Source organism: Streptomyces sp. KMM 9044, assembly GCF_024701375.2.
In the GTDB taxonomy this organism is placed as follows: domain Bacteria; phylum Actinomycetota; class Actinomycetes; order Streptomycetales; family Streptomycetaceae; genus Streptomyces.
Genome location: NZ_CP113910.1, coordinates 3340820 through 3365153, shown reverse-complemented (window position 1 = coordinate 3365153; position 24334 = coordinate 3340820). Strand labels below are relative to the sequence as shown.

The 24334-nt window shown below is 68.1% G+C and carries 18 protein-coding genes and 2 pseudogenes; 4 read left to right on the top strand and 16 right to left on the bottom strand.

Annotated elements, in window-relative coordinates:
• Positions 1-54: 54 nt before the first annotated feature.
• Positions 55-915, bottom strand: a pseudogene (locus HUV60_RS15080) (site-specific integrase); the annotation flags it as partial.
• Between the two features lie 102 nt (positions 916-1017).
• Between HUV60_RS15080 and HUV60_RS15075 the strand changes: the two are divergent.
• The 3 genes and pseudogenes from HUV60_RS15075 to HUV60_RS15065 all read left to right on the top strand — a co-directional run bounded on the left by HUV60_RS15075 (position 1018) and on the right by HUV60_RS15065 (position 4276).
• On the top strand, positions 1018-1596 hold the full coding sequence (locus HUV60_RS15075) for a hypothetical protein (protein ID WP_257848171.1): 579 nt from the start codon (positions 1018-1020) through the stop codon (positions 1594-1596).
• A 76-nt stretch (positions 1597-1672) separates the two neighbouring features.
• Positions 1673-2669, top strand: a pseudogene (locus HUV60_RS15070) (IS5 family transposase).
• A 71-nt stretch (positions 2670-2740) separates the two neighbouring features.
• Positions 2741-4276, top strand: coding sequence for an ISKra4 family transposase (locus HUV60_RS15065; RefSeq protein ID WP_257848170.1), 1536 nt, complete (start codon positions 2741-2743; stop codon positions 4274-4276).
• A 68-nt stretch (positions 4277-4344) separates the two neighbouring features.
• On the opposite strand, the gene HUV60_RS15060 is transcribed toward HUV60_RS15065, so the two are convergent.
• From HUV60_RS15060 to HUV60_RS15020, 9 genes are all read right to left on the bottom strand, one after another.
• Positions 4345-5895, bottom strand: a complete 1551-nt coding sequence (locus tag HUV60_RS15060; RefSeq protein WP_257850763.1) for a hypothetical protein — start codon at positions 5893-5895, stop codon at positions 4345-4347.
• Between the two features lie 103 nt (positions 5896-5998).
• On the bottom strand, positions 5999-7504 hold the full coding sequence (locus tag HUV60_RS15055; RefSeq protein ID WP_257850764.1) for an ATP-binding protein: 1506 nt from the start codon (positions 7502-7504) through the stop codon (positions 5999-6001).
• A 19-nt stretch (positions 7505-7523) separates the two neighbouring features.
• On the bottom strand, positions 7524-7979 hold the full coding sequence (locus tag HUV60_RS15050; protein WP_257850765.1) for a DUF6238 family protein: 456 nt from the start codon (positions 7977-7979) through the stop codon (positions 7524-7526).
• A 44-nt stretch (positions 7980-8023) separates the two neighbouring features.
• Positions 8024-9493 (bottom strand): SCO6880 family protein, encoded by a 1470-nt coding sequence (locus tag HUV60_RS15045; RefSeq protein WP_257850766.1) that lies wholly within the window; start codon positions 9491-9493, stop codon positions 8024-8026.
• An 89-nt stretch (positions 9494-9582) separates the two neighbouring features.
• Entirely contained in the window at positions 9583-10953 is a 1371-nt protein-coding gene (locus HUV60_RS15040; protein ID WP_257850767.1) for an SCO6881 family protein, read from the bottom strand.
• A 210-nt stretch (positions 10954-11163) separates the two neighbouring features.
• Complete coding sequence (locus HUV60_RS15035) at positions 11164-12057, bottom strand: IS982 family transposase (RefSeq protein ID WP_269441188.1); 894 nt, start codon at positions 12055-12057, stop codon at positions 11164-11166.
• Positions 12058-12114: 57 nt separating this feature from the next.
• Positions 12115-12645 (bottom strand): hypothetical protein, encoded by a 531-nt coding sequence (locus HUV60_RS15030; protein WP_257850768.1) that lies wholly within the window; start codon positions 12643-12645, stop codon positions 12115-12117.
• Positions 12645-12953 (bottom strand): DUF6112 family protein, encoded by a 309-nt coding sequence (locus tag HUV60_RS15025; RefSeq protein WP_039649441.1) that lies wholly within the window; start codon positions 12951-12953, stop codon positions 12645-12647. Before HUV60_RS15025 ends, HUV60_RS15030 begins: the two co-directional genes overlap by 1 nt.
• A 70-nt stretch (positions 12954-13023) precedes the next feature.
• A complete protein-coding gene (locus HUV60_RS15020; protein WP_257850769.1) occupies positions 13024-14151 on the bottom strand; it encodes a C40 family peptidase in 1128 nt (375 codons plus the stop codon).
• Positions 14152-14787: 636 nt separating this feature from the next.
• On the opposite strand from HUV60_RS15020, the gene HUV60_RS15015 reads away from it, so the two are divergent.
• Positions 14788-15537, top strand: a complete 750-nt coding sequence (locus HUV60_RS15015) for a DNA-methyltransferase (RefSeq protein WP_257850770.1) — start codon at positions 14788-14790, stop codon at positions 15535-15537.
• A gap of 95 nt (positions 15538-15632) precedes the next feature.
• On the opposite strand, the gene HUV60_RS15010 is transcribed toward HUV60_RS15015, so the two are convergent.
• The 6 genes from HUV60_RS15010 to HUV60_RS14985 all read right to left on the bottom strand — a co-directional run bounded on the left by HUV60_RS15010 (position 15633) and on the right by HUV60_RS14985 (position 24288).
• The gene (locus tag HUV60_RS15010; protein WP_257850771.1) at positions 15633-16547 is read right to left on the bottom strand and encodes a DUF5655 domain-containing protein; all 915 of its coding nucleotides are present in this window, start codon (positions 16545-16547) and stop codon (positions 15633-15635) included.
• A gap of 172 nt (positions 16548-16719) precedes the next feature.
• Complete coding sequence (locus HUV60_RS15005; RefSeq protein ID WP_257850772.1) at positions 16720-18024, bottom strand: DNA sulfur modification protein DndB; 1305 nt, start codon at positions 18022-18024, stop codon at positions 16720-16722.
• A gap of 27 nt (positions 18025-18051) precedes the next feature.
• Positions 18052-18654: a hypothetical protein gene (locus HUV60_RS15000; RefSeq protein WP_257850773.1), complete on the bottom strand. Its 603-nt coding sequence runs from the start codon at positions 18652-18654 to the stop codon at positions 18052-18054.
• A gap of 140 nt (positions 18655-18794) precedes the next feature.
• Entirely contained in the window at positions 18795-19628 is an 834-nt protein-coding gene (locus HUV60_RS14995; protein WP_257850774.1) for a phosphoadenosine phosphosulfate reductase family protein, read from the bottom strand.
• Between the two features lie 2 nt (positions 19629-19630).
• A complete protein-coding gene (locus HUV60_RS14990) occupies positions 19631-23194 on the bottom strand; it encodes an ATP-binding protein (RefSeq protein ID WP_257850775.1) in 3564 nt (1187 codons plus the stop codon).
• A complete protein-coding gene (locus HUV60_RS14985) occupies positions 23191-24288 on the bottom strand; it encodes a DUF4007 family protein (protein ID WP_097972878.1) in 1098 nt (365 codons plus the stop codon). Before HUV60_RS14985 ends, HUV60_RS14990 begins: the two co-directional genes overlap by 4 nt.
• Positions 24289-24334: the final 46 nt, after the last annotated feature.

The following is a 24334-nucleotide window of genomic DNA, read 5'->3' as shown; positions in this document are numbered from 1 at the left end:
TCAACCGCGCTGTGGCTGAGCCCGGCCGGAGCGGTCGGAGGGGTGGCGTGCGCGCTACGCCGTGAGCGTCTGACGGTCGGCGGCGCCGCACGTGCACGAGCAGGTGCACCCGCTCGTGGCCTTGATGGGAGCCGTAGGCCGAGCTGCGTGCTGTTCGATCGCCGAGCGAACCGCACGCGGGGCGCGGGGCACGAGCTTGACGACCGCCGCCGCTGCGGCGTGGGCGAGGTCGTCGAGGACAGACTGGTAGATGTCCCGGGTGATGCGGGAATCGCTGTGCCCGAGGGTCTCCGAGACGACCTTGATGTCGACGCCGGCGGCGAGCATGAGCGTCGCGGCACCGTGACGCAGGTCGTGGAGTCGGATGGGCGGCAGATCGGCCTCGGCTACCAGGCGGTCGAACAGGTCGGAGATCCTGCCAGGGTGGAGCAGGGAGCCGTCCTCTTCGGTGAAGATGCGGCCGGTGTCCTTCCAGGCGTCACCCCATTTGCGCTTCTCCTCCTCCTGAGCGATCCGGCGAAGCTCGATGAGTTCGACCGTCTCGTCGTCCAACGCGACGGAGCGGATACCGCTGTTGGTCTTGGGCAGCCCTTCGAGGACCTGCCAGCCGTCCTGGACGAGCTGGGTGGCGATCTCCAGCGACCGGCTCTTCTTCGAGTAGTCGACCCAGCGAGGTCCGCACCCCTCCCCTCGGCGTAGGCCACGGAAGGCGATCATTCGCCACATACCCTCCAGGCGGTCCCCGAAGACGTGGTCGAGGAACGTGCCGGTCTGCTCCGGCGTCCAGACCATCACGGGGCTGGGCTTCTCGCCGGTGGCCCGCCAGCGGGCGACGCGCTCATCGGTCCACACGAGGGCCTTCGGCTTGGTGCCGGGTTCCAGCTCGACGTGCTCGGCCGGGTTGTAGTTGGGGATGGGTGCGGCTCTTCTTCAGTGAGCTGGTGATGCCGTGCGCCGTTGCCGTTCGTGCGCGGACGGCGGATCGTCGTGTCCTGAGACGTGGTCTTGGAGGCGGCGATGGTGTCGTGGCTGGAGGAGCTCGATCGGCGGGAGGCTGCCGCGCGGGAGGAAATCGCCGAACTGCGCTCCCAGATCGCAGAGTTGACCAGGCGAGTTGCTGACCGGGAGGAGAGGCTGTCCCGGCTGGAGATCACCCGGGAGACGATGACGGAGATCCTGTCCGGCGACGGGGCGGTGAGGGTGTCCGTGGACGAGGCCGCGGGGGAAGTGCCGGTGGAGGGGAGCGGGGCGGGATCGCCGGTCGGGGTGCGGCTGGTGCCGCAGTGGGAGCCGGGGCTTGAGGCGGATGTGCTGCCGCGCTCGTACCGGGACGTCGTCGAGGTGTTGCAGGACGCGGTGCATCCGATGCGGGCGCATCATCTGTGCGCCGCGCTGGGGTTGTCGACGGACAAGAACAAGGTGGAGGGGTTCCGTTCGAAGCTGAAACGGCTGGTGGAGCGGGGCTGGCTGGCCGAGGACGAGCCGGGCCTGTTCGCGTGGGGCGGCGCGCGGAGGGCGGGAGCGGGTGCGCCGGAGCGGGAAGCCGCGGCCGACGGGCGGCGTCGCGCCGGTGTGGGGCCGGGCTCTCGTCCCTAGGTCCTGTCTGAGATTCAGATCATGAGTTAGGTGGATCGCCTGCGCGCGGAGGCTCGGTCTTGATAGGTCATGAGTCATGGCGCGAGGCGATCTCACCGATGAGCAGTGGTCCCTGGTTGAACCCCATCTCCCGTATGCCGCGGTCGGGCCCATCCCTGATCTGCGAAAGTACTTCAACGCGGCGATGTGGCGGTTCCGCACCGGGGCTCCCTGGCGTGATCTGCCGACCGAGTTTGGGCCCTGGCAGAGTGCGTACGACCGCTTCCGGATCTGGGCGAAGCGGGGCATCTTCCAGCAGGTGATGGAAGCGATGATCGCCGAGGCTGCCGCCCGTGACCAGGTTGACATGGGTCTGGTCAGCGTGGACTCGGCAACCTCCCGCGCTCACCACCATGCCGCCGGGATGGTCCTCGATCCCGAGCAGCCGGCGGCCCTTGAGGCCGCCGCCGAAGCGGAAAAGGGGCGGCAAGGAGGGGCAACAGCCGCAGGACGGACAAGGTGATGCCCAAGGCGAAGACGAGGCACGTACCGAGCGACGACGGATCCGCAGACGGCGCCGGGCCCGGTTGAAAGCCGCTGAACTGGGACGTTCCCGAGGCGGGCTGACCAGCAAGATCCATGTTGCGGCCGATCGCCGGTGCCGGCCGCTGGTGTTCGTCCTCACCCCTGGACAGGCGGGTGACAGCCCGCAGTTCACCGCGGTCCTCAAGCGGATTAAGGTCCGCGGCCCCGTCGGACGCCCCCGGACCCGGCCGGACGCCGTGGCCGGGGACAAGGCGTACTCCTCCCGGAAGAACCGCCGCTACCTACGCATACGCGGGATCAAGGCGGTCATTCCGGAGAAGGCCGACCAAGCCGCGAACCGCAAGAAGCGCGGCAGCGCCGGCGGCCGACCCATCTCCCACGACGCCGAGCTGTACAAGGACCGCAACACCGTGGAGCGCTGTATCAACCGGCTCCGCAACTGGCGTGGCATCGCCACCCGCTATGACAAAACCCCGCAGAGCTACGAAGCCGGACTCCATCTCTGCGGCGCGATGCTCTGGATCCGCAGCATCACACCGCACTCATGATCCGAATCCCAGACAGGACCTAGCGTCGATGGTGCCAACCGAATTCGCCACTGTCCGAGGACGAGAGCCCGATGAACGCAGCGTATGAAACGGCCGCGGCGGCTGACCCCTTTGCCCGCGTGTTTTCTTCCCTCACTTTGCTGACCACCCGCCTCTCCGGCCCTGAAGCACTCACCGCGACGCATGAACAGGTGGAGGCCGACGTCGAAGCGGGCTCCCGGGAGCTGGGGCGACTGCTCCTGCAGGCCCATCTCCAGTGGCGGGCCCGCCACGAAGAGGACCACCTGTCCGCCCTCGGTCCGCGGGAGCGGGCTGCGCTCGCCGGCGGCCGGAGCCGGCTGGAGAAGGGCCACCGGCGGCAACTGGCCACCGTGCTGGGGCCGGTGACCGTGACCCGGTGCGCCCTGCGCGGCGCGGGCATGACCAACCTCTACCCCGCCGACGCCATGCTGGGCCTGCCCCACGGCCGGCACAGTCTGGGACTGCGCCGCCTCGCGGTCCTCGAAGCGGTCCGTAGTTCCTACGACACCGCGCTGGAAGCGATCGACCGCGGCTGCGGGGGCCGGGTGGTGGGCAAACGCCAGGTGGAGGATCTGGTGCGGGCCGCGGCCGTGGACGTCGCCGCGTTCTATACGGCCCGCACCCCCGCGCCGGCCCCGGCCGGGACGCTGCTGGTGCTCAGTGTCGACCAGAAGGGAATCGTGATGCGCCCGGGCCACCTGCGCGAGGCCACCGCGAAGGCCGCCGCCAGGGCCCGGCGCACCTTCCGCACCCGGCTCGCGGCCGGGGAGAAGTCCTGCCGCAAAAGGATGGCCACCCTCGCCGTCGTCCACGACGCCGAGCCTGCCGTCCGCCGCCCGCACGACGTCATCGCCCCGCCCGGCGGCCGCACCGGCCACCGCACCGTCCGCAAAGGACCCACCGCGCGGGCGAAATGGCTCACCGCCTCCGTCCGCGAGGACGCCGAAACCGTCATCGCCGCCGCGTTCGACCAGGCCGAAGCCCGCGACCCCGAGCACAGGCGGACCTGGGTCGTACTGATCGACGGCGCCACCCACCAGCGGGAGCTGATCCAGGCCGAGGCCGCCCGCCGCAATGTCACGATCCACATCGTCCTCGACATCGTCCACGTGATCGAGAAGCTGTGGGCAGCCGCTCGCTGTTTCCACACCGCCACCGATCCCGCCACCGAGGACTGGGTCGGCAGCAAGGCCGCCCGGATCCTGGCCGGCGACGCCCCCGGCGCCGCCCACGACATCCGCGCCGAAGCCGACCGCCACCACCTCAGCGACGACCAGCGCGCCGCCGCGGACAAAGCCTGCCGATACCTGGACAACAACGCCGACTTCGTCCACTACGACCAGGCCCTGGCCGCCGGCTGGCCGATCGCCAGCGGCGCCGTCGAAGGAGCAGCCCGCCATCTGGTCGCCGACAGACTCGACATCACCGGCAGCAGGTGGACCGTCCCCGGCGCCGAAGCCGTCCTCACCCTCCGCGCCGTCATCAGCAACGGCGACTTCCCCGACTACTGGATCTTCCACACGCGGAAGGAGCACGAACGACTCCATCCCTTACCCGACCAGCACATATACGCACTTCAAGCCTGACTCGGGATCTCACTCAGACAGAGCCACACCCAAAGGCGGATTTTGGTGTGGCCGTGGATTCGCGCTAGTCAGCGTGAGCGTGGCGGCCTGCTGGAGTTGAAGAAGCGGATAGCCGGCGGACCGGCGTTCTTCTCGATCGCCGCGGTGATCTGGCGAGCGGCGTATGGTGACCAGGAACGGGCAGCCTCGGCGCGTGTCGACCGGACCTGCTGCGCACGGAGCGATCGGGTCGGTGGCGCGGGCGGCGCCTTGTCGGCGCGCGCGATGTCGACGAGGACGCCGGCGTTGTCCATCCAGGTCAGGGAGTAGTGCCAGCCCTCGGCGTTGCGCATGGCCACGGCGTCCGCGAACACCGCCTTCGAGCGAGGATGGTCGGGCAGGAGCGCCTCGGCGACCACCTGGAACTCGGCCTGCACCCGGGCGCCGCCGTCCAGTGCCTCGCGCAAGGCACTGAGCCGGTACGCCCAGCGCCCGGCCACACGCTCTGCGGGGTCAAGGAGAGGAAGTGTTTCCTCGGCGTGCGCGACCAGCGCCTGACCGTGCTCGAGGAATGGTGCGAACTGCGCCCACATCTCCGCGTCCCGCACCTGCTGGCGCAGACCGTACCGCTCGTCGAGCGGCCAGTGATCGGCGTCGCACAGGCTGTCCGAGACCGCGTCCCATCCGGCCAGAACGCGCTGGCCGGCAGCCACCGACTTGGCGACTTGGCTGAGCTGGGTCTCGCGGACGGCCTCCTGGTACCGGGGCAGCAGGCGGGTTGTCACTCGGGAGGCTGCTCGCACCGGGTCGTTGCTCACGACGATGCCGTTGGGTGTCTTGGTGGTCGTGTCGAACCCGCTGCCTCGTGGCTCGAACACGGCGATGAGGAATTCGTGCTTGCGCAGGGGGCGGTCGGTGACCAGGATCTCGATCCCTGAGTCACTGGTGAGCACGGCGCTTCGATGTGGGGTGAATTCGGAGAGGGCCCAGCTCACGTGGCCGTAATCCCAGACTCGTTCGCTGAGCGGGAGCTGGCCTTCCTCCCCCGCGTGCTCGTGGACGGCGGCAGTCCAGGAGCCGGGGAGCCGGCCCGACAGTTCCTCGGCGAACTCCGCGAGATCGGCCCGCAAGTCCGGCTGGCGCGGTGACGGGGTCGGCGGGTGCGCGGGCTCTGAACCACGTGGCGGCGCCAGGCTGATGGGCATGGGGCCGTCGAGCGAGGCGTCGTCGATGGCGACGTAGTGGCTGGCCACAGCGCTGTAGAGCTGCTGAAGCGTCGCCCGGACCTCGTCCGGACGGCTGTCGCCGAGGACATAGGCGAAGTCGGGATGCCCGGTGGAGAATCCGGCATCGAGCAGCAGCCGGTTCGCGGAGCCGAAGTCGTCGTGGAGGGTGGCGGCGGTGAGGCCGAGCTGCGGGTGCTTGCCCAGCGTGATCCATGCCAGCTCAGCCATGGCGGGTCTCGCCCTCGTCGTGCGCGTCAGGGCGCCGGTCGGCCCCTCGCCGTGTCGCGTCCACGGGATCGCACGGGCTGTGGGGGTTACGGAGGCATGGCCGTGTGCGGTGTGGGCGCGGGCGGCGTCGGCGTAGAGCTGGACGAGGCGGCGCAGGCCGCGACGGATCGTGCGCTTCAGGTGCATGGCGGGGCGACTTCCTGTGCGGAGGGCGTGATGTGACGACGGGCGAGGGGGAGCCGGGGCGGCGCGGGCCGGCTCCCCCGGGGCGTGAACGGGAGCGGACGGCTCAGGTATGCATCCGGGCGTCCGTGTCGAACAGCTCGCGTTCGTGCAGGTGGAGCAGATGTTGAGTGATGAACGACCGGCCCGCGACCTTCCACAGGCCGCGCCCCTTGGTGAGGGCGGAGACGGCCTGGGTCTCCACGCCGGTGAGTCCCAGCAGGGCTGCGGCGGAGCCGAGTTGGTCGGCTTCCTGGCGGTAGATGATCCGGGTGGAGCAGTCGGTGAGCAGCCCCTCGGCGAGGGCACGCCCCCGGGAGCCGGCGTCGCCCGCGGTGAGCAGATCGCTGAGGCGGTGGATGACCATCATGTTGGCGATGCCGAGGCCCCGGCTGAGCTTCCACTGGCTCTGCATGCGTTCCAGCAGGGCGACGTGCCGCATCACACGCCATGCCTCGTCGTAGATCACCCAGCGCCGTCCACCGGTGGGGTCGGCGAGCGCGGACTCCATCCACGCGGAGGCACAGGTCATCGCGAGGACGAGTGCGGTGTCGTCGCCGGTGCCTCCGAGGCGGGACAGGTCGATGGAGAGCATCGGCGCGGCCGGATCGAAAGCGACGGTGCTCGGCGCGTCGAACATGCCGGCCAGGTCGCCGTGCACGAGGCGTCGAAGCGCGTGGGCCAGGTCCTCGGCCGCCCGCCCGAGGCGTCCGGACAGGTCACCGAGCGCGATGCCGAGCCGCTCGGGCGATCCGAGTACGTACGCCACGTCACCGAGCAGCGGGGTGGTCCCGGCTGCTTCGGCGCGTGCGACGGCGTGGTCGAGTGCCACGTCCAGGGCGGTGTGCTCCATGGGGTGCAGGTCGCGCCGCAGGACCGTCTTCGCGAGCGAGCCGAGGAGAAGCAGGCGCCGCTTGCGGACCTCGCCCGCCCAGTCTTCCTGGCTGACGCCGTATGGCTGGGCGGGAGCGTCCAGCGGATTCAGCCGGCCGGGAAGGCCGGGGCCCAGTGCGATGGTCTGCCCGCCCAGGGCCTGCGCGACCACGGTCCATTCGCCCTTGGGGTCGCAGGGCACGTAGATGCGGTAGCCGAAGGCCACGGCGCGTACGGCGAGGGACTTGGCCAGGGCGGACTTGCCCATGCCGATGACACCGGCGAGCAGGATGTTCGGATTCGTGAAGCCATCGAGCCGCCCGTAGAGCGCGAACGGGTCGTAGGTGAAGGCGGCTTCGGCGTGCACGTCGCGGCCGACGTAGATGCCCTGGGCGCCCAGGCCGCCCTCGGCGAGGAAGGGGTAGGCGCCGGACGCTGTGGCAGTGGTCATCCGGTGGGCGGGGAGTTTGAGACGGCCGCCGCGTGCGGAGGCGGGACCGGGGCGGCCGGCGGCCGGGTAGGTGGCGCGCAGCTCGGGATCGATACCGGTCTCGGCGCGGCGCGCTTCGGGCCGGGCGGCGTGGCGGGCCTTGTCGCGGGCGGCGGCGAACTGGTCGCGGGCGGCGCGGGCCGTACGGCGGTCGGTCTTGCGGGGGACGAACAGCGGGCTGGCGCTGGCGCGGGTGGTCCGGGTGGGCATGGCGGTGGTGCTCCGGTGGTCAGTGGCGGGTGAGGCCGGTGAAGGGGTCGCGCAGGTCGGCCGGCGTGTGGTCACGGCGGACCCGGGCGGCGGCGGCCAGGTGGCGCTGGCACACGGTGAGGTCAGGGGTGCCCTCGGGCAGACGGGCCCGGCACGCCTCCCGCGTCGGGAGGCGGCCGGTGACCGGCTGCGGCGCCGCGTGGTAGGCGGCGTGGAGGTGCTCGGCTGCCTGCCACAGCCGGATGCGGCAGGCCCTCAGGTGGTCGCCTTCGACGGAGGCGACGGGAGAGGTCCGCGCGGTGTGTGCGTCCAGCAGCCCGTACAGGGCGACCAGGTGGGCGTGCAGGGAGTCCAGTTCGGTGCGGCCGGCGGCGACTGGGGCGACGGGCATGTTGATGGCCCGGTGGAAGTCGAGTGCGGCGGTCGCGAACGGGACGAAGTCCGGAGCCAGTTCGGGCAGTGGCTCGGTCGGCATGGGGGTGCCCTTCGGTAGAGCGCGGTCGGTGGTGCGGGGCCGGGCTACGGGCGGGCGAGCGGCAGGGCGGCGTTGGTGAAGGCTTCGGCCTGCTGCCAGGTCAGCAGGCGCAGGTCGACGAGGGCGGCGACGGCCGCGGTCTCGACGGCGGCGCAGGCGGCGTTGAGCTCCTCGCGGGTGTCCGCGCTCACGGTGAGCAGGCCGGTGAGGGCGACGTCGGCGTGTCCGGCGATGAGCTGGCGCTCGCGCTGCTTGATGTCGGCGTACTCGACCGAGTCTTCCTCGGAGTCGACTTGGCCCTTGCGTGCCCGCTCGGCGGCGTCTGCGATCACGGTGGCCTTCTTACGCTGTACGTCCTTCAGAGCGGCGTCCAGTCCCTTGGGCTCGTATGTCAGCGAGAGGGTGCGGCGCACGCCGGTGGTGAACAGGAGCTGGTGGAGGAACCCGGGGCTGGTTTCGATGCGCGGCCAGTTCTCGATCCAGAACGTGGCGTGGTGGGCCGAGTCGGTCTGGATACGGTCGGCCTTCTCGACCAGGACGACCGGCCCGGCGGCAGCGGGGTCGGCCTGCGGACGGCCCGAGTCGGACCACCGGTCGAGGGCGGCCGACGCCTTGGGGTCGTACGCCGTACGGATCACGGCGGCGATCTCGCGCGCGGGCAGCCAGCCATTCGGTGTGAGCCCGGAGGTACGGGCGGACTGGTCGAAGGTGGAGGCGAGCTGGGCCAGTACGGCGAAGGCTCCGGTGAGTCCGCCGCCGGCCTGGTTGATCAGGCGGCGGGCGGCCTTGAGGTCGAGGGCGAGGGCGACGTACGCCTCGTGCGGGGCGGCGGCGGGGCCTGCGGCGGCCAGCAGGTCGCCGTAGATCGGACCGGCGAGCGGGGTCTGGACGTTGCCGTGCTCCTGCCAGTAGCGGTTGAGCGCGTCGCCGGAGTCGGGGACCGTGCGCTCCAGCACCTGGACGCGGGCGATGTGCCCGCTGCGCGAGAGCGCGGCCAGCGTGCGGCCCCAGCCGGAGACGTTGCCTGCCTGCGCGGCCGGGTCGAGCAGGGCGAAGGCGCGGGAGGAGACCTTCACCACGGCCGTGAGGGTGCCGTGGTGCGGATCGTGCACCGCGCCGAGGCAGCCGTCCGGCGAGGACACCACCCACAGGGACGCGGCCGTGCCGGGCAGGTGGAGCAGACCCTCTCGCCGTGGCCGGGTGGACGGCCGGGCGAGCCAGACCAGCTGCCCCCGGAAGCGCCGGAGCGCGTATCGGATCGCGATCGGCGCCCAGTCGGCGAGCGCCCGACCGCGGTGGCGGGTGAAGACCGCCGCGAGGACGACGGCCCACAGCGGTACGAGCTGGAGCGCTCCGGTCACACCGGAGGTGAGCAGCACCCCGAGCAGGAGCAGACCGCAGACCGCGACGACGATCAGCTGAGGGGCCGACAGGCCGAGCAGCACGCCCCGCCGCGAGCGGTGAGGGAACTTGACGGTGGCCGGACCGTCGGGGTGAGCAGCGTCAGAGAGCATGGCGAAGCCGTCCTTGGAACATGAGGAGAAAGAAGAAGAGGAAGACGGGGTGGGCCGGGCGGGCCTCGGCCCACCCCGTCAGCTCCGGGCTACGAGCCCGAGCGGTCCGCTGGCCCGGGATAGATCCACCGCTGCGGGGTGGCGCCACCCTGCGGAGGAGGACCGCTGCGCCGCGGTGCTGGCGGGTCCAGGTGCGTGACCTGCGGCGCTGCGACCGAGGCGCCCTGTGGCGTAGGTCCGGAGACCGCTGGCGCCGAGTCAGCTGCCTGGCCCCCACCGGGGCGCTGGATGAGCGGGACTCCGCGGTCGCCGTCCGTGGGAGGACGGCGGATCAGCGCCCGGCCCTTGTCGCCGGTCGCACTCGGATCCTCACCGAAGCGGAAGTGGGTCTGCTTCGGTTTGGCCTCACCACCGGATCCGCCCGTCGGATCGATCCCGGAGGCGACGCCACCGGAGCCCTGGCCTGGCACCTTCGCCGGCCCCTGCGGAGCCCGCATTCCCGTGCCGGCCTGGACCGCGAGCTGCCCCGCGGTCTTCGCCGCACCCGCGGCGACCGCCATGCCGGCGACACCGGTGCGGTGCAGATCGTCGTGGCCGCCGCCGTCGGCCGCCCAATGCACGAACTTGTACGTGGCGTAGGGGCACAGCAGCACCAGGACCATCACGATGATGCCCGCGATCGCGTCCGACAGGGCGCTCAGCCCGTCGCTCGCGTCCGTCTTGCCCATGGCGGAGACACCCAGCAGGAACACGATCGTCATCAGGAGCTTGGAGACGATCAGGGTGCTGGTCGCCTCGATCCAGCCGCGCCGCCAGCGTCGCGCGACCTCCCAGCCGCCGCCGGCCCCGGCGAACACGGCTAGGGTGACCAGGACCAGGATGCCGACCTTGCGGGCGACCATCACTGCCCAGTAGAGGAAGGCGCCCACCGCGCAGCCGAGCGCGACGATGGTGGGGACGCCCCAGCCCAGGCCGTACATCGCCCCCAACTCGTTGACCTTGATGATGCGGCGTACCGCGTCGTCCACGGAGCTGTTGGCCGCCTTGAACAGGCCGGCGCTGAGCGCGTCGACCACAGTGATCGCGACGGTGGTGCAGGCGATCGCGGCGAACGCGAACAGGACGCCGGTCACTGTTCCGTACACCGCCTGAGCGAGGGCGCGTTCGTCCCGGCGCCAGGCGGCGCGGGTGAGCTGGAGGCAGAACGTGCCGACGGTGAGGATGAGGCCGATGGGCAGGATCAGCTCGTAGTTGCTCCTGAACCACTCGGCGTTGAGATCGATGGCGGTGGTCTTGTCGACGGCCTTCGAGGCCAGGGCAGCTGCGGCCTGGGCCATCTCGCCCATCGACTTGGCGATCCAGGCACCGATGCCGTCCGTGACGGCTTCGCCGGTCGCGCCGACCACACCGCCGACGGTGTCGCAGACCGTACTCATCAGAGGAAGGTCGCAAGCCCCCATGAGGGCACCTCCTTACACAGGTTGAGGGCGATCACGGCGCGACGTTCGGCAGGACGCCGACGAGGGCGCAGCCGCGGTCCGGTCGGCACTGGACGGCGAGGGTCGTCGAGCGGGACTCGGCTCCGGCACCGGAGCCCTTCCAGGCGATGGACTGCTTGCCGGTGACTGTGACGGCGTAGACGTACGCCTAGACGAGTAAGTCGTATGTCTTCAGTGGTCGTAGGCGATCAACGATCGAGTGATCGGTGCGCCGGTCAGGTTGTTCAGCCAGATCGCGGCGGCCATGGCCAGAATGCGCTGGGCGACGCGGACCGCGACGCCCGCGCAGCTGCGCCCTCCGTGGCCCTCCAGGTCGAGCTGGCCTTTGAGGGTGTCGTTGACCGACTCGATCAGCTGGCGGACCTTCTTCAGCATCGGCTCGCCGTACCGGGCCTTCTCGCGCTTGCGGGAGGGCCGCAGCAAGGTGATGCCGTGGTCGGCCAGCAACTGCTCGAAAGCTCGGTCGGCGAAGCCCTTGTCGGAGATGAGCAGGATGCCGTCGTGCTCGGCGACGACGCCTGCTTCGACCTCCAGCATCGCGGCCAGCACCTCGCGTTCGCCGATCTTGGGGTCCGCCAGGGCCCACAGGATCGGCATCCCGGCCGGGGTGCACACGAGGTACAGCCGCAGCCCCCAGAAGAACCGCGAGTGGCTGGCGCAGTAGCCGTATCCGGCCCATCCGGCCAGGTCGGAGCGTTTCACGGTGGGCCGCGACATGCCGCACGGCACCGGGGTGGAGTCCACGATCCAGCAGTCGTCCAGCCAGAAGTCGGACGCCTTCGCGAGCATCCGGACGACCCGCTTGACCAGGCCGAGCGCCGCGCGCAGGCGTTTGTTGTAGCCGGACTGCTGGGGCAGGTACGGAAACATCCCGGCCAGGTGCTTGCGGGCGTAGCGCAGCCAGTGGGCTTCGGAGGTGAATCCGAGCATCGCCTGGGCGACCGCGGCGCACACCAGCTCGGAGTCGGTCAGCAACGGCGGCCTGCCCAGCCAACGCGGCCCTCCCAACTCGTCGTCGATCTTCACGTACAGTGCGGTGATGAGGGTCTCGAGGTCGTTCGTCACACATCGACCAACGGGACCCTCACCCTTTGCGCTCAACGAGACTTCGGACTTACTCGTCTAGGTGATCGCGCCGGGGTCCTGGGCCAGGGCGGTCTTGAACGCCTGCGGGAAGTGGCCCTCGCCGACCGTGGCACCGGCGTGCTGCCCGTTGTCGTGCATCCGCGACCACAACACCGGGCTGGGCACCTGGTCCGAGACCGACTTCCAGTCCGCGTACTTCTTCTCGCTGGTCATCCACTGCTTCAGACCGGCCAGGTGCTCGGTCTGTGAGAACGACCGGGTGTCGTACGTCCACAGGACCTTGGTGGCGCCCTTGGCGAACTCGATCGGATCCGTCGTCCTGGGCGGCGCGCCCACCGCCACCCCGGCGTGCGTGGTGGCGGCAGGGGAGGGCGACGTCGAAGAGGACGCCGGCGCGGGGGTGGCCTTCGGCGCGGCCGGGCTCTCCGCACGGGTGACGTACGCGGCCAGACCGGCGACGGCCAGCAGGACAGCGAGGACGATGCCGCCGATCGAGGCGCGGCGCAGAACCGAGGACGGGGCTCCGTACCTGCGCCCCCTGGCGGAAGGGAAACGATTCTTCGGCATCAGTGAACCTGCGTCCCCATCGCCGAGAAGAACGCGACGACGCCGTTGGCCGCGCCGAGCAGGAGGGCGCAGCCGGCGGCGACGACCGTGCCCTTCTTGCCGTTGGCCTCGGCCTGGTGGCCTCCGCTGTGGTGGCCCCAGGCCCAGACGATGGCGGAGATGGCGAGGGCGCCGACCGTGGCGATGATGCCGAAGAGGTTGATGCTGCCCATGACCTTCTTGAGGACATCGAGGCCAGGCAGGCCGCCCTCGCTCGGTGTGACGCCAGGGTTGTACGCCAGCATCTGGGCGTGCTGAATGAGCTTCATTGGAACTCCAGTACGAACATGGGCGCGCGAAGGCCCGGAAGGGGAGGAGTGAGAGGGGGAGAGGGGCCGGTCAGACGATCCGGCGGGCGGCGAGCACGTCCGGCCGCCAGTCGGCGAGGGTCGAGATCTTGACCACGTCACCAGTGCGCGGCGCATGCAGGATCAGGCCGTCACCGATGAACATCCCTACGTGTTCCGGGACTTGGGCCGTGCCGCGAGTGAGGAGGAGATCGCCCGGCTTGAGGGCGTCGACGCTGACCGCCTTGCCCTCCTTGACCTGCGTGTACGTGGTCCGGGAGATCGAGACGCCCCCGGCCTTGTACGACATCTGCATCAGGGATGAGCAGTCGCAGCGGCCCAGCGGGTCCTGGCCGCGCGGATCGGTACACGCGCCACCCCACTGATACGGAGTGCCGAGCTGACCGAGACCCCAGCGGATGGCGGTGCGGATCGACTTGGGCGCATCGGCCGGGATCTTGTAGTCCTTGGGGACGGAGCCTGCGGGGATCGGGCCGAATTTGGCCCCGTCCTCGCCGGTGCCGCACTCGCCGGGAGCCGCATCCGTCTGCTCGCCCTCGTCGCCTCCGTCGGAACTCGACCCCTCCGACAGCGACGTGGCGATGGCCTTCTGTAGAGCCGTGCCCAGCGGCTCCCACTTGGCGTAGGCGTCAGGAAAGCCGCTCCTCTGGACCGCCTGTGCCGCCTGCGTGACGGTCATGGACTGCCAGCCTGGGACCTTGAGTAGAGCCTCGTAGAACCTCGTCGAGGCGTGCACCGGATCGCGGACCTGCTGGGCCGTTCCCCAGCCCTGGCTTGGGCGCTGCTGGAAGAGGCCGAGCGAATCCCGGTCGCCGTAGTCCAGATTCCGCAGCCCTGACTCCTGCAGGGCCGTGGCGAGGGCCACGACCTGTCCTCGCGCCGGCACCTTCATGGCGACGCCGGTGGCCTGGATCGTCTTGGCGTTCGGGATCTGCTCTGCGGGATCGTCCAGCCCCGGGACCGACACCGTGGCCTTGCCGCCGCCTTTGAGGATCGACTCCACCTGCTTGGCGACCGCCGCGGTATCCACAGCCTGTGCATCGCCGCTCGCACAGGCGGCCTGGGCACTGCTCGCGCCGGCCAGAGCCATCGCGAGCGGGGCGATCAGCAGCAGTGGGCCAAGAGCCACGGACCCGACTATTGCCGCGCCCGCCTTCACGGCCGCGGGCCGTCCGCCGAGCGGAGGTCGCAGGAGTCGGACGTTGGGGAAGGACGTGCCTGGGCATGCTGCATCAGCAGCTCCTTACTCGTAGGCAGCGCGGCACCAGCGTTCTCGTCGAAAAGGTCACCGGCACCGCACCGGTCGGAAATTCACAACACCTGAGATCAGGGGATAGCGATTCCAAGGGTCGGGAGCGGCTAAATCCCGACTCCTGGGAACCGTCACTGGAGAGCGGCAGCCAGCCGCGCTCTTAATCTCACACGCCACACGGAGAAACCCCCTCGCCGAAATACCAGGCCGTTTCGTGAGTGCCTCCGGGTCGCCGCTTGGACGAGGCGACACGCATCAGCACAGCTCAACAGGGCGGGAGCTGAGCCCCGTCCGTCGAACACGGCGAGACTGTAGAGACGAATTCCGGCCGCGCCAAACGATGCCTCGTCTGACAGTCGGGGCCCGTGATGTGGCGGCAGAGCGTCATTAGGTGCGGCCGGGAAAGGTGGTTACTCTCCAGCCCATCGCTCTCCTCAGGCGGCTGCTTCTGTGGCTTCCGGGAGCGAATCAAGCCGACGTGCGCGGTATTCCGGGAACGCAGAATCCCGCACGACCGTCCCCGCGGAAAGAGAGAACCGCACAATGTCGTACACCCTGCATCGAGGCGATGCGCTGACCGCCCTCGCCGGCATCCCCGACAACAGCGTCGATGCCGTGATCACGGACCCGCCCTACAACAGCGGTGGCCGAACCAGCGGTGAACGAACCGGCCGCAGTGCCCGCGCGAAGTACACCTCGGGCGACGCCGAGCACGACCTCGCCAACTTTCCCGGCGAGAACCGCGACCAGCGCTCGTACGACTTCTGGCTCACCCTCCTGCTCACCGAGTCCTACCGGGCCACCGCCGAGTCGGGCGCCGCGCTCGTCTTCACCGACTGGAGGCAACTGCCCACCACCACCGACGCGCTCCAGGCCGCCGGCTGGACCTGGCGCGGCATCGCCTCGTGGCACAAGCCGGTCTCCCGACCGCAGAAGGGCCGGCTCAAGCAGTCCTGCGAATACATCGTCTGGGGCACCAAGGGCCCGGTCGACCCTGACCGGAACCCCGTCTACCTGCCCGGCCTCTACACCGCGAGCCAGCCCCGGAAGGACCGCGTGCACATCACGCAGAAGCCCGTGGAGGTGATGCAGGAGCTGGTGAGGATCTGCCCGCCGGGCGGAACCGTCCTCGACCCCTTCACTGGCTCCGGAACGACCGGCGTCGCCGCCCTGCGCGAGGGCCGCAAGTTCATCGGCGTCGAGCTCTCCGAGCACTACGCGGACATCGCCGAGCAGCGGCTGCGAGGCGCGCTGAACCAGGACGACTTCGAACTCGCAGGGCCCGAGGAGTGAGAGTGAGAACCCGAGATAGGGGGCGCAGAACGCACAGAAGGGCGGTTGTTCCACCACTCAGGTGGAACAACCGCCCTTCCCATGTGCCGGAGGAGTCACCCAGCGTCGATGCTCCGCTGGATGAGATCGGTGGCTCGCGCGAGGTCCTCGCGCGAGCCGATCCGGACTTCGACGCCGCCGCGGATTCCAAGGACTCCTACGCCGCGCATGTCCCGGGAGAATCCGTCGTACAGCTTCACCGTGTCCGGGTCGAGCTTCAGGTTGACCACGAGCCGCCGGTTGCGCGGCTGCAGGCGCACCGTGGCGACGTTGTTGATCCGCCGGTAGGCGATGTAGTGGAGCTGGGGCTCCTTGAGTACGTCCCGGTGTGCCAGCAGCAGCTCGTCGAGGTCCGCGTACAGCTCCTTCAGCTCCTTGGGCGCCTCGTCCAGGTACTGCTGGACCGACTTCGGCGCCGCCGACGCGACGCGGACCGATCCCGACGTTCCACCCTGCGGTGAGGTGCGCGTTCCGCCGGCCGACGCGATGAGCTGCAGCGTGAGTACGTCCTCGAAGACCCGGTACGTCACGAGGTCGATCCGGTGGCCGATCATCTCCACCGCCACCGTGTCGTGGCGCGTGAACGCCCCGGCGACGCAGACGATCCGAGGAGCGCTCCAGTCGATCGCCCCGGCAGCCTGGTCTCCGAGCTGCTCCCGGACCAGGCTCTCGAACTCGTGATGGTGATCGTGGAGCCACCACAGGTATGAAAGCCCCTGGCTGATGGCGTTCTGGTCGCGGTTCCGCTTGTATTCGACGACGACCGGCGTGCCGTTCTCGTCCAGCCCGAGGGAGTCGATTCGGCCGCCGTGATGGCCGGTGCGGTACTCGGTAGCCAGGAAGCGGATGCCGAGCATCGCCTCCATGTTGGCCTCGATCAGCCGCTGCAGCTCGACCTCCACCCCCACGGCCGCCCCCGGCACCTCCGTCGCCTGCCCGCCTCTCACCCTGAACACCTTCAGGTTGCTCACCTGCCTCCCTCCTCCACATTCGTGCTGACTCACCAGTCGCAATCCAAATGTGGAGGGGGCTATTCCCGGCATGTGAGGACCCCGATCTTGGGAGCAGTGAGACCGGAAGTCTCTTCTCCCGCGCACCGATGGCGACGGTCCAGGGCCCAGATAGGTCCGGCAGATCCTCGGGTCAGACGTCCTCTGCAGGGAGGGCTTCAAGCAATTCGTCCACTGGGACCGGGTACTTCGTCTTCATCAGGTCGGAGTAAGAGCGAACGGCCCGCGTGATCTGGGCCTTTGACCTAGGCGCCATGTGAACGAGCAGCAAGTCGTACAGAAGCTGCCCGTTCTCCTTCGCCGTGGCCATTTTTCCCTGCTTAGGGCCATCGGGGGTCTCAATCCAACAGGATGAGAACGGAGCCGCTGACATGCGCCAGTCGAGGTCTGCAAGCCGCTTCATCAGCTCGGGCCACTCCAGCGTTTCTTGCTCCAGGAAGTGACGTACTGCCCTTGCCACCTGCACCTGGACGATCGGACGCATGAAGGGGTGTCCTGCCCCATCGCGGCCCTTTGGAGCTCGTACATCCTTTGGCGCTACAGCATCCGTGTAGCGGCGCCGCAGGTTTCCGCACGCGTCGAGAAGTTCCTGCATACGTGTGGCCAGGATCTCGTAGCTCTGGTCCAGGATTTCGTCTGCTGCACGCTGAGCCGACCTTCCGGCGGCGCAAGGAAGGTCGAATCCAATCTCCTTCACGATGTCGTACAGGACTGGGATGCTGGTCCATGCGGGGCTCGTAGCCGACACCTGGCGTGAAGCGAGTCTGAGTTCACCGTCGTCCTTGCCAACCTTGGTGAACACGATGACCACGTTGGTCTGGCTGAGGAAGGAATCTTCATCGAGCAGCCGGCGGGTCAAGATGGCAAAGCTGTCATCCTCGTCGAGCGCGATATTCTCGCCCGCACTGGTCGTCTTGGCATTTCGGTTGATGTTGGTGAACAGTCGCCTCGTCCGCTGGCGCCCCTCGGGAGTATTGAAATGAGGGACGACAATGACGGTGATGTCTTCGCTGCCAAGTTCAGGGTCTCGCTTGACCGCGTCTTTGATGGCTTTGAGTCGGTGTTGGCCATCGAGAGCGAAGAACTGGTGCGTTCCGTCAAAGGTGAGGACCCCGAAATTCCGATCGATACCCTCCAGTACAGCCTGGTTCGCCGCATCCTCGTCCATGGTCAGAGGGAGGTAGTCAGGGTGCCCGCCCCACACCGCCACGATCAGCGCGCCAAGGAATCGATTCTCGTTGGTCAGGAGGTATTCGGTAATGTCCTCGGTGCGATTTCCCACGCCTCGTTGAATCATCGTGCCCAGATCACGGTTTCCGCCAAGTTCGTGAGCGAAGCTGATCTCGCGTGTCACTTGGGCATAGCTCATGAGGCAAGAGTAGTAGGTCCAATTGCCCACCTTTGCCTCGAAGGCGGGAACGAACGTTTTTGATGCCATGGCGGTACCTCGATTTCGGGATGGCGACTAGCTTCGGAGCGCCGGCTTGCGGGGGCCGACTACCCGGGCGTGCAGCTTGGGGCGCTTCTGTACGTTGGCCGGCGGGTTGTAGAGGTCAATCAGCCGGGTTTCCAGATTCTCTATCTGAGACCGATCGGCGATGGTTGTGAACCAGTACTCCAAGGGCCTCAGCGTGAGGTAGTGCGTGAGGCGACCGCGCCGTGTGTCGGGAGGCTGGGTGGCCCACAGCGCCTCAGGGTTGCCGTTGAGGTACTTCTTGTACTCCCGGTACCTGTTGCGAAGTGTGTTCCCCTGCTGTCCGGCTCCGCCGGCCTGGCCGATGTACAGGATCTGGTGAAAGCTGCTTGGCGAGTTGTCCGCCATGGCGAGTTTGAAGGTGGGCCGCCAGACGAACATGTAGAGCCCGGCTTCCTGGGGCAGGGAGTCTGCGAGGTTCTCAACGGCTAAAAGCCGCTCCCATGGCGAAGCGTGGACGTTCAGGTCGTCCTCGAGGACCTTGTGGGCCGGCTTGTCGAGCATGGGGACGATGCCGAGTTTGATCTCAACGGCCGGGCTGGGCTCGAGCCGATGTCGGATCACGGAGTGACCGAGGTTGTGAGCGGTCGCCATGCCTCAGCCAGCCTCCACTGCAGTGACGGTAGATACGAGGGTGACCATCCTTGCACGCCCCACTGACAGCCGGTGAGATTAGACGAAAAGGCCCTGGTTGGTGATGGTTAGTCACCACCCAGGGCCCTTGCGGAACTTGCTCAGAGGTGGCAGACCGAGCAGCCCGCCTCGTCGTCGTCGCTGTCGAGAGCGTCTGACAGGACATCCAGAAGCGGCCGGTTCGGCTTGACTCGCTTGGCCGCTCGCTCCATGGCGGCCTCGTGCTTCGCCTGGATCTCCTCGCGGCGCGCTATCAACTCGGGGAGAGACTCCCCCTGTGACCAGGTGTAGTCACGGCCCTGCATCGCCGTGTGCCGATACCGGACCTTGTCTTCGTAGGCGACGGCCTTGTCGTACAGCTCTGGGTGCCGGTCCTTGAGGCCGACCCACTCGTGCTTGCGCTGGAAGAAGCAGAAGTAGCAGCCCGAGCGGGTGCGCCACTCGTAGTAGCCGGGCAGCCCGATGCCAGCCTCGTCGAGGATGCGCATGACGCCATCCTTGTCGATGCCGTCCTCGCGGAAGGGGAACACGGCCTCGATGTTGGGCTTGGTACTGACGTAGCCGAGCCGGTTCTCATCCGCGCGGATGGCGACGTAGGAGATCACCTCGTCGTCGCCGACCCACTCCTCCAGCGGCTTGATCTTCAGATTCTTGGTGCACCAGCGCATCTGCGGACTCGGCAGGGTGCCCTGGTACACCTCCATCCAGTGATCGAAGTCGCGATCGGCGTTAAGCCGCACGATGGGCTTGCCGAGGGCTGCTTCGAGGCGGTTGAGGTACTCGTAGGTCTCCGGGAGCTCTGCTCCCGTGTCACAGAAGAAGTACTCCATCTCCGGAACCCGGTCGCGCATGTGGATCGCGAGGGCCGAGGAGTCCTTGCCCCCGGAAATGCCTAGGACGTGGCGGACCTTCTTGGGGTTTGTACCGTCAGGCATGGTCACTCAGTCCTTTCTGCTGCAGTCGTTGTCGCGGGCTCGGTGACGCGCTGGGCGAGGGCCGCGAGCAGGATGCGGGCGCCGTCGGGGCCGAGCATCTTCTCAGCTTGCTCCAGGACACTGACAGCGAGGTCCTCGGCCTCCTGCCGGGATTGCTCCGGAACGTAGATCAGCGTCCGCTGTTCGGCGCCGTCCTTGTCGGTCAGGGTGAGGAGCCGCGCTTCGAGCGCCTCGCCTCTGTCGCCATCCGTCGGGCTTTGGTACAGGTGGCTCACTCGGTCGAGGGCCGCGGCCATCTCCTTCACCCGGCGGGGGAAGATGGCCGCGTCTGTGTCGGACCAGTCGCCGAGAGCGGAGTTCGACAGCCGTACAATCACCGGGTCGAGCCAGTCCTCGTCAGCCAACCCTGAGTTGAGGGCGATGGCAACGAATCCCTTGAGCTCCAGGCTCAGGGAGACGTCGGCGAAGCCCTCCAAGCGGGTGGCGAGTGCACGCCGTAGCGCTGGCAGCGAAGCCGGCAGGCGGAATTCCCTGCTGATGGTCTCAATAACTTCTGCTCGCAGCGCTTGTTCGGCACCAGAGATCTCGTCGACTGCAGCCGCGAGCCGGTCCGCATAGCCCTTGTTCCCCGGGGTGGCCCGGCGTGCCTCTGTGGTGATCGGGTCCATGCCGAGAGCCCTGGGCAGCGCATTGAACAGCAGGTCGTCGGGGTCCTGCGCCACGAGCAGTGCTGAACGCACGGCGACTGCATCCGCGCTGATGCGCCGAGTACGCCTGGCGTACGGGGTAAGCACCATCACCCTTTCCAGCAAGGCCCTGGTGACCGCGAGCAGGGCCGGGTTGCGCAGGGCTTGGGAACGAGGCGATTCGACCTTGAGGGCAACAGACAAGCTCTTCACGACGCTCTGGCGCAGGCCGTCCCCGAGAGGGGTGGATTTCACGGCGAATCGCTGGGGAGCCTTGACCATGCGCTCAACGATGTCCGGCGTCAGCCGTGGCAGGTAAGAGCCGTCTTCGAAGAGCGCCACATCCTCGCTGCGCACGATGAGTGCCGTGACGACGAGCAGGGGCACTACGCCTGCCTTGACCCCGTAAGGCGGCACCATGACGACACGGATGATCTCATCGAGCCCGGTGCGCTGGTGCGCCTCTGTGAGCGCGGTCTCCAGGGCATTCCAGACAGGGAGGGTGTGAGGGTGCGCTTCGCTGGGCCGCGAGAACCCGTAAGGGAGGAAGGAGGTCGACGCGTCGTCGGGTGCACTGCGGTTTTCCCTGTGCAGGCCCATGTACTCCAGCGCACCGCTGTACATGGCCCGCTCGGCGGGGTACTTCTCGATCCCGAGGTGCCGTTCTCCAGACTTGAGGAGCATTGCGGTCAGCAGCTCGCGGCGAGACTTTGCGCCCTGGCTCGTGAGCTCGTGTCGGCCGAGCATCTCGTTGCGGATGTGTGGGGCGGCGGAGAACACCTGGTCGCAGGCAAACGACACGAGACCGCTGAGGCTTCGACCTCGAATCGTCTCGCCCTCAGAGGAGTCGGCCGGCATGCCGGTGCGCCACAGCCGCCAGGTGGCGCTCGCGGACAGCGGGAAGAACGCTGCATCAAGCAGTTCTGTCAGCTCGCGTTGAGCGGCTGCCGCGCGTCCCTTGACCTCGCGTGTAGCGACGGGGTCCAACGATGAGTCCAGCAGCAGTTCTTGCAGCGCGACTAGGTAGCTCGCGGCGTTCAGGATGATCTCCGGCTCTTCCGTGACTCCTAGGATCACGGGAAGCGTGGAGTTCACCACCGGTCGGTTGCTGACTTTGCCCAGGTGGAAGAGAAGCAGACCGTCGGCCTGGTCGTTGAGCTCGTCCGGACCTTGGATGTTCTTCGTCTCAGGGCTGGAGACGCGGACGAAGAACGCCCGCAGCATGCCTGTGACCTGGTTGTGGCGGCCAGCGGCGACGGCAAGCGGGAGATAGTCGCCCAGTCTCTTGATGACCGAGGGCGTGTCGAGGTGGTTGATGATCTCCTTGACACGGCCGTCGATGTCGAAGTCCGTGCCTCGCCACACCCGGTACTCGCCGCTGAATTGTCGATGAACGAGGAACCCTCGTGTCACCAAGTTCTGCAGCTGCTTCTCCAGGGCTGCGAATGCCTTGGGGTCTGCGCTCTCGGTGGGCTCGTGCAGGGCGAAATAGATCATCGCCGCAGTGGCACGCAGAGCGCCGTCGGCGTCGATGAGGTTGAGCATGCCAACGGTGCGCAGAAGCTTCTGGTCCGCGGGGGACATGCCGGCGGCTTCGTTGATGCGCGATTCGATCTCGATCCAGCGGCTGGCGTTGCTGGAGGCCAGCAGCGAGGTACGGCCGGAGTTGAGGAAGAAGTCGTACAGCTGCGGGAGCTGAATGGTGTCAGCCCGGCTGGGCTCGCGACTTGAGAACTGCTCCAGAGCGCGGCGCACCGTGTCGGGTTCGTCGCTGTTCAGGAAACCCGACAGGCTGCGGTCGTGCTGGCCGATCTGGGCAGCGAGCAGGGGGGCCGCGACGGCGGTCAGCGGGTGCAGGGGATAGAGGTCCTCGAAGTCTTGTGCCTTGAGGTCGACGAAGGCGTTGAGTCCGTGGTCGAGCCATGCAGCTTCTGCAGCTGCGGCCTGCGCCCGGATGAGCGTGCGCCCGGCATCGGATACACCGGACCGGTCGAGCCGGCGGCGCATCAGCTGGACCGCGTCGCCGAGATGCGGCGTGAAGGTGATGTCCTCGAACCGGCCCTGGATTTTGGCCCACTCGCGAGTCTGGAGCTGGCTGGAATGGGCGGCGTAGTCCATGAACGACATGTGCTGCAGCGTCATCATGAACAGCGGGAGTCCCTGGGGGCCGGCGCTCTTCTCAGCCAGTTCCTGCAGCAGGAACAGGTCGTCTTTGGCGCTGGTCAGATCGCTGTTTCCGGAGAGGTGCTCCAGCGTCTTGCCGAACTCGTCGATGATCAGCAGGAGTGGCTGCTGTTCGCAGAGGGCGACCACAGCGTCCAGGATGTCCTGTGACGTGGCGGTGGCGGGATCCGCGCAAGCGGCGAGGGCAGCTGTGACTGCCTTGGGCGTGCGGGTCTTCCAGCGGCGCCGTGCCGCGGTGTGAAGGGCCCGGGAAAGGGTGGCGACTAGAGGTTCACGACGCGCGGTGGCAACGGCACCAAGGAAGCCCGTAGGGGCGAGTTCCCCGCGACTGGCCGTGAGTCGCTGAACGAGGCCGATGCTGGTCGCACCGAGCACCGACTCAGCCTCGGTACGGCGGGCACTGTCAGGACCCAGGAGGGCCTCGATGAAGTTTGCCAAGGTGGACTTACCGGATCCGTAGGGTCCAGTGAACGACCACGATCGGGGGCGGCGAAGGTCACCGAGCGCGTTGGTGACGCGATCGACGACATCGACGGCCCGCGCTCCGACGTAGGGGGTGTGCAGCCCGTCCTCGACGTCGCGCTCCAGGTTGGTGGAGCGCATCTGGGAGCCAACGAGGCTGATGCCGTACGGGAACTGCGGAGCGGCGGGGGCCTTCTGAACAGAGCCAGGCCGCGTGGGGGTTGCGGTGGTCACACGGTCTCCTCGGTCAGGGCGAGCTGCGGGTCGATGATGTCCAGCTGCTTGAGCTCGCGCTTTTCAGCCTCGGCGAGCTTGGGGTATCTGCGAGCCCAGTCCTCACGGGTGGGGAAATTTGGCCTGTCGCGGACGTTGTCGTACTGCTCGTCCAGCACGTCCCAGGCAAGATCGAATGGGTTAGAGGTGAACGTCAGGCTCCGTTGGCCCACTGCCTCTACGAGCTGCAGTTCCTGGTGGCTAGCGGCCACCTTCCCCAGGGCCGCCGCGATGTCGGCCTCGCGGATGCGGAAGGCTCGTCCAGGAGCGCCGGGCTCGTTTGCCAAGCGCGCCAAGGAGATCGAGCCTGCATTGCGCGTCGTGCGGGCTGCGTAGTCCAGGCATGCGTAGGCGATGATGCGGGCCGGCAGGGAGGGGCGGGAACCGCTCGTGAATTCCCATTCGCTGCTGCCACGTTGGCCCACCTGCTCCATCAGCCCGAGCTCACGGAACGGGCAGGAGAGAAGATCCTCGAATGCCCCCGGCGCCCCGCCCCTCAGTCGCTGAGCAGGGACGTACATCTTGGTGATGCAGTCGACGTCCTTGGCGATGGAGGCTTCCACCGGGCCTTCAGGGAAGGAGAGGTTGACATGCCGCACGATGACCTGGGTCAGGTCCGCCAGCGTGAACCGGGAGAAGGGAGCTAGGTGGAACGCGACATACCACGAAGGTGCCCAACTCTTCGCCCCCGGCCGGGAAGACAGAAGCCACCAGTGAAGAAGCCACAGGCTGCCGAGCTCTTCCAGGTAGGGGTCGGCTCCATCCTCGTCAAGCAGCCACCGCGCCTCCCAGGTTGGGTAGGACAGCATGGCCCTGGAGTTGGTGTCGTCGCCGTAGTGCTCCCGGGTGAGCTTGAAGGCACGGGACCAGTAGCGCATGGCGTAGACCATGTTTTTGCCAACGCCGAGCTGCACGGGGGCATCATCCGCGAGGAATGCCTCGGGGTTGCTTTGCACCTGCATGTACGCCTTGTGGAGCCACCCGAAGCGCGGCGCGAAGGTCTCGTGGCGCGCGAAGGAGGAATGGGCGGCTTCGGCGAGCCGACTGTCTGACATGCGAGGAATCTCCGTGTACGTTCAGATTTTGGTGGGCGTCAGGACT